This window comes from Shewanella violacea DSS12 (genome assembly GCF_000091325.1).
GTDB classification, from domain to species: Bacteria; Pseudomonadota; Gammaproteobacteria; order Enterobacterales; family Shewanellaceae; genus Shewanella; species Shewanella violacea.
The window spans coordinates 656,212-677,887 of the sequence record NC_014012.1 but is presented as its reverse complement, the minus strand read 5'-3'; the positions used below and the strand labels follow the sequence as shown (position 1 = coordinate 677,887).

15 protein-coding genes are annotated in these 21,676 nt (G+C 43.6%); 14 read left to right on the top strand and 1 reads right to left on the bottom strand.

The annotated features are described in order from the left end of the window. Nucleotides 1–233: 233 nt before the first annotated feature. A complete protein-coding gene (locus SVI_RS02710) occupies nt 234–1,058 on the bottom strand; it encodes a hypothetical protein (RefSeq protein ID WP_013049853.1) in 825 nt (274 codons plus the stop codon). 243 nt (nt 1,059–1,301) lie between these two features. On the opposite strand from SVI_RS02710, the gene SVI_RS02705 reads away from it, so the two are divergent. The 14 genes from SVI_RS02705 (at nt 1,302) to SVI_RS02640 (ending at nt 21,474) form a co-directional block, all read left to right on the top strand. After that, a complete protein-coding gene (locus SVI_RS02705; protein WP_013049852.1) occupies nt 1,302–2,228 on the top strand; it encodes an LpxL/LpxP family Kdo(2)-lipid IV(A) lauroyl/palmitoleoyl acyltransferase in 927 nt (308 codons plus the stop codon). 176 nt (nt 2,229–2,404) lie between these two features. After that, on the top strand, nt 2,405–3,844 hold the full coding sequence (locus tag SVI_RS02700; protein WP_013049851.1) for a M16 family metallopeptidase: 1,440 nt from the start codon (nt 2,405–2,407) through the stop codon (nt 3,842–3,844). Then, complete coding sequence (locus tag SVI_RS02695) at nt 3,841–5,514, top strand: insulinase family protein (RefSeq protein WP_041419605.1); 1,674 nt, start codon at nt 3,841–3,843, stop codon at nt 5,512–5,514. The genes SVI_RS02700 and SVI_RS02695 overlap by 4 nt, the downstream gene beginning before the upstream one ends. Before the next feature lie 345 nt (nt 5,515–5,859). Then, the gene (locus SVI_RS02690; RefSeq protein ID WP_013049849.1) at nt 5,860–6,489 is read left to right on the top strand and encodes a response regulator transcription factor; all 630 of its coding nucleotides are present in this window, start codon (nt 5,860–5,862) and stop codon (nt 6,487–6,489) included. A gap of 350 nt (nt 6,490–6,839) precedes the next feature. Continuing rightward, the gene (locus tag SVI_RS02685; protein WP_013049847.1) at nt 6,840–7,142 is read left to right on the top strand and encodes a hypothetical protein; all 303 of its coding nucleotides are present in this window, start codon (nt 6,840–6,842) and stop codon (nt 7,140–7,142) included. A gap of 197 nt (nt 7,143–7,339) precedes the next feature. Then, nucleotides 7,340–7,657, top strand: coding sequence for a DUF192 domain-containing protein (locus SVI_RS02680; RefSeq protein ID WP_041419604.1), 318 nt, complete (start codon nt 7,340–7,342; stop codon nt 7,655–7,657). A 112-nt stretch (nt 7,658–7,769) separates the two neighbouring features. Further along, on the top strand, nt 7,770–8,276 hold the full coding sequence (locus SVI_RS02675; RefSeq protein ID WP_013049845.1) for a hypothetical protein: 507 nt from the start codon (nt 7,770–7,772) through the stop codon (nt 8,274–8,276). 42 nt (nt 8,277–8,318) lie between these two features. Next, entirely contained in the window at nt 8,319–8,999 is a 681-nt protein-coding gene (locus SVI_RS02670) for a hypothetical protein (RefSeq protein ID WP_041419603.1), read from the top strand. Between the two features lie 180 nt (nt 9,000–9,179). Beyond that, a complete protein-coding gene (locus SVI_RS02665) occupies nt 9,180–10,727 on the top strand; it encodes a hypothetical protein (RefSeq protein WP_013049843.1) in 1,548 nt (515 codons plus the stop codon). Between the two features lie 207 nt (nt 10,728–10,934). Then, entirely contained in the window at nt 10,935–12,815 is a 1,881-nt protein-coding gene (locus SVI_RS02660; RefSeq protein ID WP_013049842.1) for a hypothetical protein, read from the top strand. A 57-nt stretch (nt 12,816–12,872) separates the two neighbouring features. Next, nucleotides 12,873–14,315, top strand: coding sequence for an OmpA family protein (locus SVI_RS02655; protein WP_041419601.1), 1,443 nt, complete (start codon nt 12,873–12,875; stop codon nt 14,313–14,315). Between the two features lie 92 nt (nt 14,316–14,407). Further along, nucleotides 14,408–15,550 carry a cell division protein ZapE gene (zapE, locus tag SVI_RS02650; RefSeq protein WP_013049840.1) on the top strand — a complete coding sequence of 381 codons (1,143 nt, stop codon included), beginning with the start codon at nt 14,408–14,410 and terminating at the stop codon, nt 15,548–15,550. Nucleotides 15,551–15,690: 140 nt separating this feature from the next. Further along, nucleotides 15,691–17,778: a methyl-accepting chemotaxis protein gene (locus tag SVI_RS02645; protein ID WP_013049839.1), complete on the top strand. Its 2,088-nt coding sequence runs from the start codon at nt 15,691–15,693 to the stop codon at nt 17,776–17,778. 1,452 nt (nt 17,779–19,230) lie between these two features. Next, nucleotides 19,231–21,474, top strand: a complete 2,244-nt coding sequence (locus SVI_RS02640; RefSeq protein WP_013049837.1) for a DUF6351 family protein — start codon at nt 19,231–19,233, stop codon at nt 21,472–21,474. Nucleotides 21,475–21,676: the final 202 nt, after the last annotated feature.

Here is a 21,676-nt window from a genome sequence, read left to right as displayed (position 1 = left end):
CTATTAGGCAAGAGAAGCAAGAAGAATAGATAACTTATCCTGAATATCTCAAACCACTTATTCGAATTAAGGCATTCAGCTTAAACATCCCTGCTTACTGAGTAAGTAACATACTTAGTTATTGAGTCATATACCGATTTGAGAAGTAGGAGAAGTAGGAGAAGTAGGAGAACCCATACAGACTATCTAGAATCACTTATTCGACTTAAAAACATTCAGCTTAAAAATCCCGCTTACAGGCTTTTATCTTTAAGCCAAAGGTTAGCGCCATCTCTTCCAAGCAAGCTCACTAAGCTGGGCTCGAAATAACGTCGCAGGGCAGGTTTACGCCAATAGATATAACTGGGAAGATGTAAGGATGCCTGAGTACTGAAACTTCTATGTATTAAGCTGGAAAACTCATCCAGAGTATCTTGGTTTGCTTGTTTTACTTGTGGCAAGAAATCACTCATCAAAGCTGCGAATGTTTCAAACTGATTTAACTCCTCTAGGCTATAACGGCTTAACAGCTGAGATAACACAGGCACAGTCCAATGAGACATAAAAGACACATCTTTCATCACATCGATATTTCTTCTGTGATATTGCTGCCAGGCTAAATCCAAGCCTTGCTTTTCTCTCGCCGAGCGCCAGACCAGATAGCAGTCAGCCACCCATTCATGTTGATAATCGCTAAGCTCCCCCATCAATCCCTTATCTACTAAATCTCCCCCTTGCAGATGACCGAGTTCATGCCATAGAGTCAATTTTGGCTGCTCAACTAAGGGGAAAGAATGCAGTTTCCCTGAGAGTTCCACTAATATCGAATCTGGGATCTGAGAAGGTGAGATGAGTATCAGGCCCGATATATCTGTATCTACCAGAGGTAACACCATGGCCCCTCTTCGAGCCATTGCATGATTAAGGCTATCGATAGTTGGCGGCAATTGTTGCCTGACTTTAGCAGGCAAGTGAGTCAGGCATGATTCCAACTCTGTCACCTGACACACAAGTGCTTGCTTAGAGCCAACATCACTCCAATAAAAGCTGGAGCTAAAAACCAGTGCCAGTAAAATCACAATTCAACCTTATTGTCGCTGATGACTTCAATGCTCAAATAGCCCCTACCAAGCATGAATTTAGATTTTGCAAATACACCCAGAGAAACCTTCATAACACGCGTATCTTAATCTGTAGAATTAATCCTCGATTGTACCTAATTTTATTGACCAGTATCAGTGGCAATATTCGGCAAGTTTTCAACTTTTACCAGATTAATTACGTTAGAATGAGCGCTAATTTTTTTAATTTTAGAGTTTTCCGTGGTAGAAAAAGCCCAATTTTCGACTCATCTATTTCACCCCAAATATTGGCTACTCTGGTTCGGTGTGGGTTTGATGCGCCTGACACAGCTGCTGCCCCTATCGATACAGATGAAACTAGGTAGCCTCATAGGGCGCTTAGCGAAAGCCGTCATGGGCAGTCGAGTCAATACTGCCAAGCGTAATTTGGAACTTTGCTTCCCCGAGATGAGCGCAAGTGAACGACAAGACTTGCTGAACCGTAATTTTGAAGAGACCGGTAAGGCCATCTTCGATACCATCAATGCCTGGTGGTGGTCCGATGCCAAAGTGCAAAGCCACATGAGCATCAAAGGCCAGCAACATGTCGAAAACACACTCTCTGACGGCCATGGCGTTATCCTGTTCGCCGTACATTGCCTGCCCCTAGAGATGGGCGCGAGAGTATTTGGCCAGTTTCAACCCGGCGTAGGTGTCTATCGCCCCCATAACAATGCTGTGATGGAATACCTACAGGTCAAGGGACGTCTGCGTTCCAATAAGGCTCTGGTATCTAAACGGGATCTGCGGCAGATGATACGTTGCCTTCGCAGTCCGGATGTTATCTGGTACACGGCAGATCAAGATTTTGGCCGCTCTAGTGCCACATTTATTCCCTTCTTCGCCATGCAAGAAGCGGCGACGATCACAGGTGCCACCACCTTGGCACGCTTGGGCAAGGCTAAGGTATTACCCTTCAGTGTGGTCCGTAACGCCGATGATAAAGGCTACACCATAGAGATCATGCCAGCCCTAGATAACTTCCCTGGTGAAAATGAGGTTATAGATGCTAAGCGAGGCAATAAGATCATCGAAGGCATCATCAATCGCAGTCCCAGCCAGTATATGTGGCTACACCGTCGCTTCAAGACACGTCCTAATCAGGATGATCCATCGCTATATAAATAATTTGCACTAGATAGCGGGAGATAGCCAACTCCCGCGAGCCTAAACCTGCCCCCAGATGCTCGCCCCTAAATTAACAAATTGAGACTTAAATAAACGCTAGTTGAGCCTAGAAGGCTAACCCTACTAGATAAAAAGCTGTTATAAAATAGCCTATAACTGCCAGATTAAGCGATAAAATGAAAACGGAATTCAGTCTAAAATATTGCCTGCTAACCTGCTGTTGGTGCCTATGCGCTTTTATAAGCCCAAACACCTTAGCTGATGAGTTGAACCTAAATCAGCTGGCAGCGCCTCTTTACCATCTAGAGCAAAAGATAAACTACCAGACCTTAGACAACGGGCTGCAGATCAGATTACTTGCCTTAGAAAACACCTTGAGCGTGTCTATTGCCAGCCAGTTCAGTGTAGGCTCCAGAGATGAAGTGTCGGGACAAACCGGTTATGCGCACCTTTTTGAACACATGTTGTTTAAGGGAAGTAAAAATGCCCCCGGCGATAGCTATGCCCAGACAATGAGCTCACTCAGCGGTCAATTTAATGCCTCCACCTTCTTCGATTTCACCAACTACTATCTGACTATTCCATCCGAAGCACTCGAACTTGCCCTATGGCTGGAGGCCGACCGCTTCATTCGCCCCGCCTTAACTCAAGAGACAGTCACCAACCAGCAGGCAACCGTGTTAGAGGAGATGGCTAGCACCATAGATAATCAGCCCTATGTGCGTCAGGCGATGGAGTTTCTCTTAAAGCAAGTGCAAGGCACCCCCTATCAACACGCCGTTATTGGCTCTAAGCAAGATATAGCGCAATCGACTCCAGCGAGCCTAAACCGGTTCCATCAAAATCATTATCGCCCCGACGCAATGCAGCTCAGCATAGTCGGCGGCCTTCCGGCGCAGACCACAGACTGGGTTCAATCGCAGTTTGGTGACTGGGTTAAACCTGTCAGCCCCATTAAGGCCCACCAGGAATACATTTTCGACAATAAATCTGCTCGCGCCGAGATTGTCGATAGCCGAGGTCCCTGGCCCGCATTATTACTTGCCTGGCATACGGTAGGACAAGTCCATCCCGATGCTGCTGCCGTCAGCTTACTCGAAGGCTACCTGTTTCAAAATCGAAATAGCATCATCAAGCAGAGTGGGCTACAGGACCCAGAGCAACTACTCACTTACTCGATACCCTTGTCTATGGAACTGATGGGGGTTACCAACCTAGTCATGGTCCCCAGGGCCAAGATCTCCCTAGACAGACTGGCCAAGAATATTGAGCAGATGATAAATCAGCTAAGCAGCCAAGCAATAAGTGAGGCTGAATTAACCCAGCTGAAGGCTCAATGGCTCAACCTGAAGCTCAGGCAAGTCGATAGCCCTTCAGCATTAGCCAGACTTCTATCGGCAACATTAACCCAAGACAGCCAAACTCCTCTTAGTGGCCCGTGGGAGCGCATAAATGCGGTGACAGCTGCCGATATACAGAGGGTAGCCAGTCGCTACTTTAATCATGGCTATGTCAGGCTAGACTTATTACCCCCTTGGTATATCAGGTGGGGAAAAACCTTACTGGAATGGCTTCCCCATGGGCTAACCGACAGCTTAGAGGATGGTGTCTTATGATCTGCTTTAACAAGTATCGACTTAACTCAGTAGGATACCTGCTTAGCCTCTTACTACTACTGCAGCTTCTCGGCTGCCAGCAGACAAAGTTAGTGTTCACCGACGAGCAAGCCCCTATCACGCCAAGTTTTAACCAGCTTGAAGGCGCGCCACAGCTACATAAATCACAACCAATAAAACGACAACCTCAGCTTCCACAGTCTCAAAGCCTAGAATCTCATCCAGCTCAAGCTCAATTGAACCAAGGGATTGGAACATGGGCTCCGCAAATTCATTCACTAAATACTGATTTTACCCTGCACCTCTTCCCGGCTAGCCCCTCTGAGCTTAATTATATCGAGCTGGTATTGATTAATTCGGACCGCCCCTTTAACAACATAGACATTCTCAATACTGCACTCAATGAACGCGCACTCTGGCTAGCGAGTCAGCATTCACTCTCATGTATCGACAGCCTTCGAATTAGCGCAAGAATGCATAGCATTAGCATAAAAATGGCCTGTCCAAGTCAAGAGGTCCCCCAATCCCTGAGCATACTCAATGATAGCTGGAAGAGGTCTGCATTTGAGCACATTGATATAGATAATATTCGACGTAAGCTAAAGCTTAATAAGCACATTAATGCCTATAGCGGTGCGGAAATAGATAAAGTGTGGGCGAAAATAATATTGGGGGATAAGCATCCTTATAATCAGGCTCTCAACAATCAAACACTTCAGGATGAGCTAACCCTAGACACGCTAGCTGAACTCCAGCAGAAGATGCGAGCAGGCGCTAAATGGCACCTGTTTATGTCACTGCCATCGAATCATCCAGTCTCAGAACCAGTCCAAGCCACTATTCTTACTCAGGAAGACTTAATAGAAGAGGCTGAGCGGCTTGCTAAGCGGTTAACTAGGTCTGCTAGTGTCACGGCTAAAGAAGAGCGCGAAGCAAGAGAAGACGCTAGGGCTTTAGTCAAAGAAGCCCGAGAAACAGATATAGCTGCTGAGGCTTTTATCAACAAGGCTAAGGTCCTCTACCTGATAGATGCACCTAGCGCAGTGCAGACCCAGGTGAGAGTGGGATATAGGTTGCCACTTTTAGCTTCGAGTTCTGCCTCTAATTCTGATACCTGGAAGAATGAGTTTTCATCTAGCCATCCCTTAAGCTGCCAGCTGCTCGCCGATTGGTTGGGTCGCAGTTTTTCCGGTCGCCTCTACTATGATTTAAGAGAAAAACGAGGACTCACCTATGGCATCTATGGCCGCTGTTTCGATAACCCTCAGTCACGTACGCTCAAATATTATGGCAGCACACAAGTGCAACACACAGGTGCATTTGTAGCGGGTATTTTAGCCCACCAGGGGCTCACCACAGAGCAAGGTATAGGCAGCGCCGAACTCTCAGCATTGAAGACCTATGAAAGAAGTAAGTACACGCTAACAATCCAGTCTCAACACGCTATGAAGCTAGAATATATTAAACAACTGACACTCAAACGCAGCAGTGAAGATTTAGCTCATAATCAAATGATGATAAAACAATTGACCGACAAGGAGCTAATGCAGATATCTCAGTCTATTTTCGCCTCGCCTCCCTACATTTTACTCAGAGGCGATGCAAATAAAATCCGCCAAGACCTAACAGATAAACTGCCAGACTGGCGCATACAAATGATTAAACCTTGATACCTAATCTTATAGAACCCGTCAGTTTTACTATTATTACAAACCAAGCCCCTATGAAAACATTGTATCAATAGATTTTAAATCACTGACAAATATAAAGTTATCGACAAAATACCAAGCGAAAAACCATTAAATTAATATGAGATTAATAATATATTAAAGACATTTAAGTTATATCAACACAAATATCAAATCTAATACTTATGTCCATAAATAAATAATAAAGTCACAACATTAATAAGTTTCAATATATAATCCACAACCATAAGATTATAATAAAAATAAAATAGCACATTTATACTAGTACAAAGGAACTACATCGCACAGATGTCATAAGGAAATAAAATGTATGATGGTGAGTTATTTACCCATAATCAATCAAGCAAAAATTTAATTATTGTAAGAAGTGCTGCCGGACTACTAAACCTGAGCGTAAATAATGATAAAAACCTCACTCAAGCCTGGTTTAACACAACATCTAATACGAAAATATTAATACACTTCATTGACTGTATATCAAGTCATCTACAACAAGTAGAATATAGTTTATTTAAATCTGGAACGCATATTGCTATTTGCTCCAAATTAACCGTAGAAGATGAATTGTTACTCATTGAATATGGATTTAATGCAGCCTTGCCTTCAAATGAAAGCTCTTACAACTTACTAAAAAAACTGACAAACGTAATTGAGGGAAACTTGTGTTTCAGTAATGAAGCATTTTCACGTTTCATATTAAGCACAAACAGAGCTCCATTAAAAAAAGAGCGACTTAGCCTTATCTCCTCGACAACGAGAAAAGAGCAAGAAGTCATTAATCTTGTTTGCAATGGTATGAGTAATGAGCAGGTCGCCAACAAACTACATGTGTCGATAAACACCATAAAAATGCATTTACAAAACATATATAAAAAGGCACACATTAATAATCGAGGCCAGCTCCTATTAACTTACGGTCAAGGCTACCTAAATTAACTAGTCCCCACTCTTAAGGGTAGGTATGACTGAATATATGATTATCGTGGCACTAATGGCAATTACAGCTAATGAAGGCGGTTTAGATAAGTATAACGCAACTGCTGGCTCATCAATTAAGCAGTAATAGAAAATTAATTTCATTATTACAGTGCGGGGTTTAACCGCACTATTTAACTTTATAATCAGGACTTTAACATGTCAAGCAAGTGCTTTTATAATCTCAAATATACTTTAGTGATAACGTCACTATTTTTTTGCGATCAAACTAGCGCCACAGAAAAAAACTGAAGCCATGGCATTTTGACAGCAATATTTATAGCGAGCTACTAGACAAGAGTAACGATGAAATGCTGCTAAATAAATACACCCAATGGGATGAATGCTCAAGGATAGCCCCCTCAGCTGATCGAATGGCTTTAGGAGTTCAATTAAACAAAGAGCTACCTGGTTTTATGCGTGAGATTATTCGCGATATTTACCCGGTTGATAATGATAGTTTCCGAGATGTGATTAATCAAAAGGTAATGGATCTGGCCTTTGAAATGGCTGATCTAGTTGACGGTGATGAAACTAGTGATGAGTCCCCTGTGACCCAAGCTTTCTGGGATTGGTGCATTGCACAAGACCCGCAAGATTTTGCTGATTTTTAACCCATATAACTATCAATAATAAAGATATCAATTATAAAGACATATATGGACGCTCTCGTAGTGTCAAGACATGTCTTGGTTGTTTCTGTTAGGAAGAAAGGCTAATCGTCGAGCGGAAATTACGCGACTATAATCGGTCGATTATAAATAAACCACAAGGATATATCGATGTATTTTATTATTTATAGGGTGATAATATTTTTTATCACCTCACTGAAGTATTTCTTGCAACCACTCCCTGGTTACGACTCAGAGGCTTACTCGGACGAAAACCTCTCACCACAGAACAAGCCATGTTGATCTCGCCGTGTAACTCAGTGCATACCATAGGCATGAGATACCCGATTGATATTGTCTACCTCAATAATAAAAATAAGGTGCTAAAAATCCAAAGGAACCTACAACCCTGGCGCAGCAGTGCCTGTAGAGGAGCCACTCAAGTATTAGAACTGGCAGCAGGCAATACAGATAATAAGAATATAAACCAAGGAGATACTTTGTCATGGCAAGACTAATACTGATAAACCTATTTATGCTTAGTGAAGTGGCATAGTTAATTTGGTCACCAAATTTATTTGACCACTTCAGACAGGGGTAAACGATGCAAAAAATTAAAAGGACTTATTTATGGTTAAGTATTTAGTGTTAATTCCACTCTTGTTTATAACCAGCTCAGCTTGGGCAGCTGCGGGTGAAGCAGACTATGCTAGATGGAGTAAAGCAGCTAAAAAAATCGAACTTTCACAGCCCTATTTATTGTGTGAGCAAGCGGAAAAGGTGGTAACAAACCAGGATGTTACGCTTTTTAGAGAAATATTTATTGAAACGCCTGCAACGGATGATCAAGTAAAAGCATATTTAGCAGAAGTGCATCACAAATACTTTAAGAAGAAATACTTAGGCATTAATAATTACCGAATAGAAAAAGGTAGGGAACTTGCCTTTGAAAATGCAAGAAATAGTCTTAATTACACTGTAAGTAGTTCTTCTGAAAAATTTGGACATAACTTAGAGCTTTGGGTTAAGTATAAATTCGATACCTTTGATGCAAGGAATAACAATGCCCATATCGCCGGCGGCCTGTGTAAGCTAGCTTACTTACAAGACAAGTGGCAGGTTATTTCTTTGCTCTAAATGCGGTTAAAAGTATAAATAAATGGAAATACTCATAGCGATATGGCTAAAATAATAGAGTTAGACAGTGAGTCTTGGTTTTTTGATCTGTATATAAAAGGGATGCGTAACTTTAATTCACAAAGTGACGTCAGCTTATATGTAACGAATGTGTTTTACCCTTTATCAATTGGTATTTCATTACTACTTTTTATTGTAATGATAGGGCTAGCAGTATCCCCATTAAGCTTTGCTGATACAGAACTCGCTAGAACCATGGTACTTATTAATATTGGGCTATTACCTGTTTATTTAATTGTTCGATATATATTAATCAGGTTACGTTACTCAATTAAAGGCACATTACGTTGTTACGTCAGTCAGCAACGCTTATCCATTCCAGCGAACGCGATCATTAAAAAGCCAGCAGAACAGCTGGAACTCTACCGCGATCAAATCGAACGTATTACCGTTCAATATAAATCAAAAATGCATCGTTTACATGTACGTAATCATATTATTTCTTGTAACCTAGAGTTAAAAACTGGGGAAGTTATCTCGCTTAATGCAATGTATTTCCCGCTTAAGCGCATTGTTTATTTGCTGCGATTTTTTGACTACCCATTGTTCACGCAGCACGGTCAGTGGTCATGGAGCAATATCCCCAGCATTATAGCGGTTACATTCCCTGTCTTGGTTAACATTACAGTCAATGGTTTATTGTTTAAGCAGTATTTTTTATAGTGCTAATGGTAAGAGAGTTTTAAACAAAAATTATAAAGACCCCCATAATTATTTCAGTGCTCACTTCTACTTTGAACAAGGGTTGTTTATCTGTCGATTACTATTATGGGGGTCTTAGTTGTTTTGTTAGGATTAAAGTTGTAAATATTCAACTGATTTTTTACACACAAGGAATACACAGTGGCCAACTCAAAATATTCATGTACACGAATATACCCAGCACTTATTGGATTGCTATTAGCTGGTTCTGTTACCGCAAGCGAAGTCAGTGACAGTTCAGATACCAGGTTGCAAGATACCCAAGAGGCGATTGAAACCTTTCAAAACAGTACTAAAGCACTGTTAGATAATGCACATCAACTCAATGACCAGCACGCTGTGCAAATGCAACAACTAACTGATGTCTTGCAGCAGACTGAAAGTGCCAAAGCCGTATTACAAAGCAATCTTATCGGAGATATCGAACACAACTCCACCAAGATGTTAGTGCTTGCCAACCAGTATGTCAGTCACTATCGAACCTTCATCAATTCGATTAGGCATGAATCGACTTGCTATCAGCCTAAGCAAGTGGGCGAATTTGAACAGACCATTGCAGAACTCGAAGAGTATGTCGGTAGCATTCAACAGCTAGCAGCGACCCAAGATAGCACTGAAGCATTCGCGGCTCTGATGGAGATAAATATCAATCAAGCCCGAGTCTCTATGGTGGTTAACCTATTTGAGATGTTTAAGCTGTGCTATCTAACTGAAGCTATAGGCCCTCTCGGCCAAGAGTTCGAAGCACTATCAAAGGTACTTGAGCAAGAAGCGGCAAAGCTAGGCTATGTGCAAGACACTGATGCACGAGAACAAGCGGATACCAGTGAGCTAACAGATGCTAATTCTCACCCTAAAATAACAGCAAAGTATCGCGATAATATTGTGCAGATATACCAATTTAAAGCCGATGCAGTACCACATTTTAATGAGCTAACTTATCTGTATATTGATAATATCGCTCAGCTCAAAGGTCTTACATTTTCTAATGGGTTATCGGTTAATGATGACTTATCACTCAAACTTCCGGCCAGTGCACAGGCTAATATCAACCAGAACTACCAAGCTAAAATTAACGGAACCATTGAGACTGACGCTGAGATTGTCACGCTGGATATCACTGTAGAGCGTGCAGCAACATCTCTTATTGGTGATATTCAATTTATCGATAAACAAGTCAAAAACTGTGTGAACCAAGCTGCACAGCTGAATAAAATGACTTATAGCCACCAGCTCACCCAGCTTAATTGCACGTTCATCCAAGCTGGTATCATACGATTCGATGATCTGACCCAGTTTAAACAACTTAATATGCTCAGCGTTAAAGGGGGAGCTCTCGATTCGTTAGCCCCTTTAGCATCGTTATCCTCTTTAAACACTCTTTACTTAAGCCAATTAGCGGTAAATCAGTTTGATGGCGTTAGCCAATTTACCGGTTCTTTGAATTTTAGTAATGTCAGCAGCAGTGATTGGGCAAAGTTGGCACTATCTAACGCTGATTCAATCAACATTAACCAACTCGATAACTGTCAATCGCTTCAACCATTAACCAATGCAAGCAATGTGGCTGTTATGTATAAAGGTCTCGACGCCAACGAGTTAATGGCTGCTATGGGCCAGATTGATAATGGCACTAAGTCTGTGATGGTGATGACTAACTGTACCAAGATTCAAGTTAATTCACTTTAGCCCTATATCACATCTTTATGGAGGGATTTATTGACTACATAATACGTATCCTTCCCCCACTATTAACGAGACTAGGGTAATAAAAAAGTATTACCCCCTATTGAACATACATCCGAATGGATAATGGTAAGTTAAAGAGAACAATGGATAATATCGCGGTTAAATTATCTTTGATTTATCTTTATTTATATTTGTAAGGACACAAATATGTTCGTAAAAAAATTAGGCCTTTTACTTTTATCATCAAGCTTGCTAACAGCATGTGGCGGTTCAGACTCTGACGATACAAGACTTGCAGATGTTCCTCCACTAGTCACAGACACACCAGAACCGACTGAGTATAATCATCAGGTTCAAGGCCTAGTTGCATACCAAGGCGCTGTTACTGGCGCCGATGTTTGTATTGACCTAAATATGAATAAGCTTTGTGATGCTAATGAGCCTGCATCGACAACCGACGGTGATGGCCTATACCAAATTGACTGGGCGGGCACCACAGAATTGCCGACTTACTACTTGATTGCTAACTGGACCGATACCAGCAATAGCAATAGCAATAGCAATAGCAATAGCAATAGCGATAAAGTACAGCCGACATTATTATCCAGCAAGTTTAAAGCCAGAAAACTTAAACAAGTATCGGTTATTGAATCCTCTTCAGAGAATACATTAAGCCATTCAACTTATGCCGACGTTATTAACAATGGTGATGCGCAACTTATTTCAATGAGTGGTCATCAAGGTGCGATTAACGCCCTTACTCATATTGAATTTCAACGCTACGAGCAGATGATAAATCAAGAACTATCAGCTGAAGCCATTCAAGCACTGCTCCAACAGTTATCAATTATACTCGATGCCTTGTACGCGCCATTAACTGGCCAGGCTTATCAAGTCACTGCTGACATATCGGCTTCTGATGCATTTCTCAATACCTATTTTAGTCATCAATATATTACGGCTCTCATTGGCGATAGATTAATGGCTACACTCGCCATCGATGAAGTGATGGCAGCAAGTAAAGCCTCAATGGAGTATTTAGCCCTGCAAACTGGTATGACAATCGGTGACTACTTAGCAAGTGACCCTATAGATGTTCGCTTTATTGTTAACGATACGCTTATCGCTCAAGGATATATTGTCACGCCTTTTGATAATAAAATCATGACTGATGCAGATTGGCTGATACTACAAAGCAATTTACTCAGCGATGATATAACCTCTCACGGATTTACCTTAGCCCCCACACATCTCAACAACTTCTACTCTTTAGAGTATGGAAATACAGCCCAAAGTTTATCCGGCTTTATCTCAAATAACACGCTATCTGGCTCAGTGATAGATACCGGGGACACCCAAGCCCTTGCTATGACTTGCTGGAATGAGCAGCTTGGAAAATGGATAAACCCAGATCGCAACGATCAAGGTTATCAGCCTATCGCCGCTGAATATGCGAACAACACAATCAATACACACTACCAAGGCACTTCGGTTGCTATCAATATAAAGATAGAAAAATATAACACCAATAGTGAAACTTGGAGAGCCATCTTAAACTCTCAACCTGAGCAGCTAAAACTAACTGAACTAGAATGGCCTGAATACGTTTACCGCTACCATATAGAGCAAATATACGACGTCATCTGCCACACTGAATCAAACGTTAGTATCTGGGATATGCCGCTACACAATTCAGCAGAGATGTTAACCACGGCAGATATCGCCAGATTATTCTGGGCGGAATTTTACCCTAATGATGTTGTCATCGATGAAGATAATCAGCAGCTGTCAGTAGAGTACACCACAGGCGTTACTAGCACGTTCGAATGGCAACTTAATATCAGCCCTATTGGATTACCCTTGATTCGAACCATAGAAGTTAATTTACCTGTAGCCAGCTCAGGAAGTTCAATTTTCGGTGAGTACCTTGTCGATGACACTAAAATTATTGAAGTAGAAGTGCATCAGGCGATTAGCTTTGAAGATATGAACGATTTCCTGCTACTCAGTTACGACGGTGAAACAAATAACTTTAGTCAACGATTTTTAGAGCATCTATCAAGGCTGTTACCAACGTCACAGCCTTAATGCTTGACTGACATATTTACCGGGGAGCATTGCTCCCCTTATTCATGGAGTAGAATTATGGCCTTACGAACTGGGATAGCATTCTTGCTAACCATCTATATATTTCTTAGTTGGCAAGCAGTGGCGGATGAAACTCTGTTTACGCCTCTAGATGAAGCTAAGGTACACGAGGAGGCTAACCGTCACTTTTCTCCATTCACCATTATTTCGGCTATCACAAAATCCAAGATAAACACCCAAGAAGTGCAAGGTAAACTCACCCGTATCAACTATAAAGTCCCTGTCAGTTTCGAACCCAGCCATATCATCAATAATTACAAGCAGCAGATAATGGCTCTGGGTGGCAGCATCTTGTTTGAATGTCATAAAACAGCATGTGGGAATATAAATAAGCTGATTAAGCAGATTAAACCACTTTATAATATTGGCAAAGAGTCTCCGGCCCTCTTATCGGCTAAGATACAATTAGAAAAAAAACTGCTATATGTTTCGATTTTATCGACTAACTGGAAGTTAGGTGTGACCTTGCAAGTGGATATTATCGAGGTCATTCCAGAGCCACTCGACTTGATTGATGTCAACTTGGCTTATCTCGATGCTGAGGTAGTGCAGAAAACCTTCGAAGATATGAGTCACAAAGACACAGACAACTCGAGTGATCACCCTATGATTGCTAGGCTACCTGGTGCTTATATTCAAAACTACCAACAGTTTGATTTCGGTCAGACCACAGTGTTCACCTCGGTAAAGAATGGCCAGCACAAGGTTGAACAACTGGAAGGTAAGATTACCGATATCAACTATAAACTGCCACGCACCTATTCCGAATTTGAGGTCAATGCCAATTATAAGGCCGCACTGCTAAAGCTTGGTTTTGTTCAGGGCTTTAACTGCCAAGGGCTTGAATGTGGAAAATCCCGGCATATCCAAAAAAGAATCAAGACCTTAGCCTATATTGGTTTTGATGAGCAGCAATTTTATAGCTTGTATACCCTCAAACGTCCAGAGGGAAATGTGCACGCAATGACCTATATTACCGGCTTCGTAGGCGGCTTGTGGGCTGAGCTCAAGCTCGTTGAGGAAACTAGCTTAGTCGATGATAGGGTGAGCATAGATCTCCATGGTCTCACGGACAAAATTGCCCAAACCGGCCATGTGGCACTCGAAGGCTTACTGTTTAAATTTGATAGTGATGAAATGCTGTTAGAAGCGACACCTGTGGTAGAGGTGGTGGCGACTTATCTTAAATCTCATCCCAAGCAGAGTTTCTATGTTATCGGCCACACCGACGATTTAGGCAAGCAAAGTTATAATCAGGTGCTATCGAATAAACGGGCTAAAGCTGTGGTGAAGCAACTCCTTTCTGTTTATAAAGTGCCTAAGAGCCAGCTGGAAGCTAAGGGCATTGGCGAGTACTCCCCTGTCGCTAATAACAGCAATGATGCAGGTCAGAAGCTTAATCGACGGGTCGAGCTGGTACTAAGATCAGATAATATATAAGAACCAAACATTAGCTAAATTAGGCTATACCAGCTTTCAAACGGTACAACTGATATACTCGCTGGCATTCCCAATCGATATATCCAGTCAATATGAGCCTCTCTCCTCTCGTTAAATATCGACAGAAACTCACTCAGCCAGATTTTAGCTTAGATCCTAAGCAAGAGCAGGCCATGGTATTACTCGATACTCTGTTTGAGGAGATCACCGCCTCACCTCGAGGCATAAATCCGTCAGGCTCAGTTAAAGGACTCTATCTCTGGGGGGATGTGGGCCGGGGTAAGACCATGTTGATGGATCTTTTCTGTGATGCACTGGACGATAAACTAACACTCAGGCTGCACTTCCATCGATTTATGGCACGGATCCATAAAGAGATGTTGGCCGAATCCGGTAAAAGGGATCCCTTAGTTCGCATCGCTAAAAGAATTGCCGATGAGTGCCAGGTTATCTGTTTCGATGAGTTTTTCGTTGCTGATATAGGTGATGCCATGATCCTCGGCACCCTGTTTGAGGCGCTGTTCAAGCAGGGCGTGCTCTTAGTCGCCACCTCCAACATACCTATCCCACGTCTGTATGAATCAGGGCTGCAAAGGGACCGTTTCCTGTCGACTATCACTTTGCTGCAGAACCACTGCACCGAATTTCACTTAGATGGTAAAGAAGATCATCGACTGCGATCCCTAGAGTTCCAGCAGATCTACTTCTTGGATCAGCAGGCCGACTTTAATGAGTTCTTTGGCCTGAAAGCTGATGAAAAGACGTCTAGCAATGGATCGATAAAGATCTTAGGTCGCGATATTCCTGTCATCAAGGTCAGTGATGATCAGGCCTGGTTTAGCTTCGATGCGCTTTGCGACGGGCCAAGATCTCAGCTTGACTATATTGAGCTAGCCGCTCGCTTTGACACCCTGTTCGTCAGCGACATTCCCGTGCTCGGCGGACGCCCTAAATCCTGGATCCGCGCCAGAGGCACGGAAGATGGCGCAATAGCCACCGAGACGGGCGAACGCCAGCTATCTTATGCTGTGGGTGACGACCCTGCCAGACGCTTTATTGCACTAATTGACGAGCTTTACGATCAACGAGTCAATCTCTATCTGTCAGCCGAAGTGCCCCTGGAAGAGCTCTATAGCGAAGGTGCGCTAAGCTTCGAATTTAGACGAACCTTCAGCCGCTTACAAGAGATGCAATCCAAACAATATGCCGGCAGTTCGAAACGTAGAGCCGCTTAATACCTGTGCCTCTGCCCCTTATGTTAGCGCCCAAGTAAACAAGGTAAACCTGTTGGTTTTACACTATTACTCCTTCTAGCCCCCCTGAACTCAAGATAGTGAACTAATATTTAAAAAGTAGATTTTAGTCAGGGGGCACAATGATTCAATTTTCCAGTATCCGACACCAAATTTTACTCTTCGGTACCGCGAGTCTACTCGCGGTAACCCTTGCAATTATCGGCTATGGCTATTTTTCCAATCAAGCTTTACGTCATGAAGTGCATACTAGTGTGCTCGTTCAGGCACAAGAGCAAGTGATTGAAAATATTAATTTAGCAGCCCAACATGAAGCCCTAAAAATAAAGACTGCCTTCGATCATGCCATGGATATTGCCACCTCAGTGGCTGGAAGCCTGTTTCCCGAAGCCCCTGGTCTGACTCGTATCCAGATCAACAGCATGCTAAAGAATTTGGTGGAAAATAATCACGATATATTAGGTATCTATACCGGTTGGGAAGCCGATAAGTTCGACGGCTCAGATGCTGAGAATACGGATAATAAGTATTCACAGTCCGATGGTAAGTTTGCCCCATACTGGACTCGCTCTGCCTCGGGTAAGATAGATATCCAAGCCTTGAGTGACTTCTACACCGAGAAATTAACCCCAACAGGAGTAAGAAACTCCGAGTGGTATCTATGCCCAATGGAGAGTCGTTCCCCCTGTGTGGTCGACCCTGCCTCCTACAAGGTTCAAGGGGTCGATACCCTGCTAAGTTCATTTGTTGCCCCTATCATTCGTAAAAATTCCTATGTAGGCATGGTGGGGGTCGATTACTCACTCAACTTCCTCCAGCAACTTGCCATCAAAGCCGCCGGAAATCTTTATGGCGGCGCAGCCAGGGTGATCATTCTCAGCCCTAGAGGGCTAGTCAGTGCCGATAGCACAAATAAGGCCAACATTAGTAAGGTCGCCACGAGCACAGACATTACCAGCCTGATATCGGCCAGACAGAAACAGCAAACCGTCATTAATGATACTAGTATCATTACCAGTAAAACATTTGCGGTGACAGGGACCGATGCCAGCTGGGAAATTTTAATCAAGGTGCCAAAAAATATGGCACTCGCCAAGGCCAGTGCCATAGTCGAACAGCTAGAAAGCGGTTTTGCCTCTAACCTTAACGGCCAACTCATAGTGAGCTTTATCGCCGCTTTTTTTGGCATGCTACTCATCTGGTTTATGTCTGGATCTATCTATCGACCCATTCGAGAATTGGTCGATGTGGTCGCCAACTTGACCCAATCCGGTGGCGACCTAACCCAGGAGATCAAGATTAAGCGCAGCGACGAGACTGGCCAACTTGCCACTCATCTCAATACCTTCATAGCCAATGTGCGCTCTATAGTCTCAGATGTTGCCAATAGCATGGGAGAACTCACCCTGAGCGCAGAGCGTAATGCCGCCTTATCTGAGTCTGGCAGAGATAAAATAAGCCAACAGCAGATGGAAATAGAGCAAGTCGTTACCGCAACCAATGAGATGTCCTCTACCGCCCACAGCGTATCTGATAACGCCCAGGTAACGGCAGATTCTGTATCCACAACTCAGGAATCTGTATCCAGAGGCCAGGAGGTCGTTCAGGCCAATGCCGAAGGTCTGCAATCACTATCGGAACAAATGGAGCATGCATCGAATGAGATCATAGAGTTGGAAAAGCAGACCGAGAGTATCGGCTCCATCTTAGATGTGATCCGTAACATATCAGAACAAACCAACCTATTGGCACTCAACGCCGCAATCGAAGCCGCACGAGCCGGAGAGCAAGGGCGGGGATTTGCCGTGGTCGCCGACGAAGTTAGGGTATTAGCCACCCGAACCGCAGACTCTACCGATGAGATCCAACAGATGATAGATGCCCTGCGCAATAAGAGTAAGCAAGCGGTGAATACCATGTCACAGAGCAAAGATCTCAGCCAGACCTGTCTGACTCATGCTAAGCAGGCCGTAATTGAGCTAGATGAAGTCAATAAGCAGAGTAGCAAAATTCAGGATATGGCCCATCAAATTGCCAGCGCCGCCGAGGAGCAAGCTGCGGTAACCGAAGAGGTCAATCGCAACATAGTGGCCATCAATGATGCGGCAGAGTCTCTGGCACAAGGAGCTGTATCGGCTCAGGAGGAAAGTAAGAGTTCTGCTAGTTTGGTGGATGAGGTCAACGAGAAAATAAACCATTTCCGCTACTGATGGCTAAAAGTATTCTGCCTAACTCCGGCCACTAAAGGGCTCTCCATAGTAGCCTGAACATTACAAAATGCGGCAGAGTCTCTGGCACAAGGCACTGTATCGGCTCAGGAGGAAAGCAAGTGTTCTGCTAGTTCAGCTAGATGAGGTCAACGAGAAAATAAACCATTTCCGCTACTGACAGCTAAAAGTATTCCGCCTAACTCCGGCCACCAAAGGGCTCACTATAGTTAGTAGCCTGAACATTACAAAATACGGCAGAGTCTCTGGCATTAGGCCCTGTATCGGCCAAGAGGAGAACAAGAGTTCTGCTAGTTTGGTGGATGAGGTCAACGAGAAAATAAACCATTTCCGCTACTGATGGCTAAAAGTATTCTGCCTAACTCCGGCCACCAAAGGGCTCACTATAGTTAGTAGCCTAAACATTACAAAATGCGGCTGAGTCTCTGGCATTAGGCGCTGTATCGGCTCAGGAGGAGAGCAAGTGTTCTGCTAGTTTGGTGCATGAGGTCAACTAGAAAATAAACCATTTCCGCTACTGATGGCTAAAAGTATTCCGCCTAACTCCAGCCACCAAAGGGCTCACCATAGTAGCCTGTACATTACAAAATGCGGCTGAGTCTCTGGCATTAGGCGCGGTATCGGCTCAGGAGGAGAGCAAGAGTTCTGCTAGTTTGGTGGATGAGGTCAAGGAGAAAATAAACCATTTCCGCTACTAACGGCTAAAAGTATTCCGCCTAACTCCGGCCACCAAAGGGCTCGTTATACATAGAGAGCCTAAACATTACAAAATGCTGCTGTGTCTCTGGCATTAGGCGCTGTATCGGCTCAGGAGGAAAGTAAGAGTTCTGCTAGTTTGGTGGATGAGGTCAACGAGAAAATAAACCATTTCCGCTACTAACGGCTAAAAGTATTCCGCCTCACTCCGGCCACCAAAGGGCTCACTATAGTTAGTAGCCTGAATATTACAAAATGCTGCTAAGTCTCTGGCACAAGGCGCTGTATCGGCTCAGGAGGAAAGTAAGAGTTCTGCTAGTTTGGTGGATGAGGTCAACGAGAAAATAAACCATTTCCGCTACTGACAGCTAAAAGTATTCCGCCTAACTCCGGCCACTAAAGGGCTCGTTATACATAGGGAGCCTGAATATTACAAAATGCTGCTGAGTCTCTGGCACAAGAAGCTGTATCGGCCAAGAGGAGAGCAAGAGTTCTGCTAGTTTGGTGGATGAGGTCAACGAGAAAATAAACCATTTCCGCTACTGACAGCTAAAAGTATTCCGCCTAACTCCGGCCACTAAAGGGCTCATCATGGGAGTTTAAATATTACAAATAGATGATGTTCATACACATTAGGCTTTGATGTTTTCTTGAGAAAGTTTTTCTACATATTTGTTTGCTTTTTTATCGAATAGAACAAGACTTAAGAAGAGAACAACAAAAAACTGGAGGTAGAAAATGGGCAGAAAACTCTTAGTATCATTATTACTTTTGTGCACTTTTTTAATCGCCTGTGAAGAGGACCCTTTGGTAAAGCGCCAGGTGAAATCTATTGCACCTATGGATCAAGATAATCTATTATTACAGATAGATAGGCATATAAGCCTCACCCCAAGACCCAAAGATACTTATCCTTTCCCAATTGAACTCGGTGGCGTAGGCCCCGCGGATAGCCTCTATTCGGGTAAACGCCAATACCCCTTCTACTGCATGACAATTGACGCTGGTTTAGGTCAGCCCTTAGTCGATAATCAAGAGGGCTATGGCGTCACAGTATATGATAAGAATGACAAGGTCATAGGCTACAGTAAAGACTGTATGACCACCTCTAGAATCGACTACTTTTATACCTTAACAGGCACAGATAAAATACGTGCTTATGATCTCAGCAGCCCACCAGCAAAAGCAGAGATAGCAACCACAGAGATCCAAGGTAAGTCAGTTCCAGAGATCTATCGGTTAGAGAGGGGGAGTATCAACCGCTACATCTATTACATTGCCATGTTGGTCCCCGAAGAGGGGCTTGGACAACGCCAAGATAAACGATATTGGAATAACAAACTTATCTATCAGTTTAAAGGTGGCGCCAGCATTGGCTTTCGACAAGGCCAGATGGGCGCAAGCCGATTGATTAATCGACGACACACCTTGCTCAGGCAAGGATATGCAGTCATAGCCTCCAGCGGCAATAATACCAGCTACAGCTACAACATGCTGCTCGCCGAAGATACAGCCAGAAGGGTCAAGGCCCAGTTCACCTCCCTCTATGGCGATCCCCTCTATACCTTGGGCATTGGTGGCTCAGGCGGCGGGCTTGCTCAATACCTTATTGCCCAGAACAGCACCGGAGTTTTAGATGGGATAATGCCGATTTATAGCTATCCAGATATGGTCTCCCAATCGATATTTTTACTCGATTGCGACCTGCTACAGCACTATTTTAACGTCACAGATAACGGCAATAGTAAATGGAAAGATTGGGAGCAGAGAGAAAATATCGAAGGCATGAATGGCATTAATGGTTTCGACCATCCCTATACCTTTCTCATCCCCCTCAATCAACTATTTGCAGGCGCCTGGCCCTCTATGCCAAATGGCAGCAGTGAATGTGTCTACTCTTGGTTTATCGCCGCGACCTTCTTCTACAACCCTAAGCAAGGCTTCGTCAAACCTTACTTCTCCGATGAAGTTAAAGAGCAAGTTAACTGGACATACTGGCAAGACCTAGCCCAGATTTACGGTACTGATAGTAACGGATTTGCTCTCACGACTTGGGGCAATGAAGGCGTTCAATACGGACTAAGAGCGATGCAACGAGGAGATATCAGCATAGATGAGTTTATTCACCTCAATCAATATATCGGCTCATGGGTTCCCCAGAATAAGATGCGTAAAGAGAGTGCGCTGACACCGTTTGGCATGAAATTCCCTATCTGGTTGAGCCTCTGGAGTCGCAATAACATCACAGAACCTGAGCCTGATATCGCCAAGCGTAAACCCTCAGATCCTCAAGCGATCGTTAACGGCTATAAATATGGGCAGATATTCATCGGCAAGGCCGAGCTGCCGATCTTGGAGATCCGTCACTATCTGGAAGACGATCTCAATATGCACCACACCTTAGCCTCCTTCGAGACTCGGTTAAGGATCCAGGAATATCAGGGACATCATGATAATCAGGTGGTATGGATATCCCATAAAGATCATATTCCGATCGATAAGGGCATGGAGTATCTTGACCAGTGGCTGATGGCCATAAGAGCATCGGAAGATAAAGACCCAGTTACCAGCAAACCCACAGACTTAGTCGATACCTGCATAGATCATCTGGGTCAGGTGCAATTTGCAGGAGAGCATGTGTGGGATGGAGAATGGAACAAGCGGCCGGTGGGGAAATGCAGCAAAATTTACCCCATATATAGCAATATACGCGTACAAGCCGGCGGTCCTTGGGCCGGGAGTATCTTCAAATGCGGCAGAATTCCGGTAGGAGATGCAATAAAGGCCGGCTTGTATGGTAAAACACCGATACACGCCTATCAGCAAAGACTGGAAAACATATTTCCCGATGGTGTCTGTGACTACACTCAAGGGGATATAAGTAAGCCGGATCTAGGTTTAACACCGAGTCTGCAGGCTAGAAAGAACAAGCAAGTTAGCCCAGTTTCGGCTGTAGGCGTAATACAAAGCTTAGAAAAATGAGTCTAGATTAAGGTACTAGCATATGGGCGACCTAGCTAAAAATATGACAGAGTACTTGGCTATAGTTCTTGGCGAGCGCGTCTAGTCACGGGTCAGTTAATCCACAGGCCGATGAGAATAGTCTGGATTACCAGGATTAGGGCCAAGATAGTAGCTATATCTAAACAATGTCGGTCGAGTTAGCCATTGGTACCGAATAACA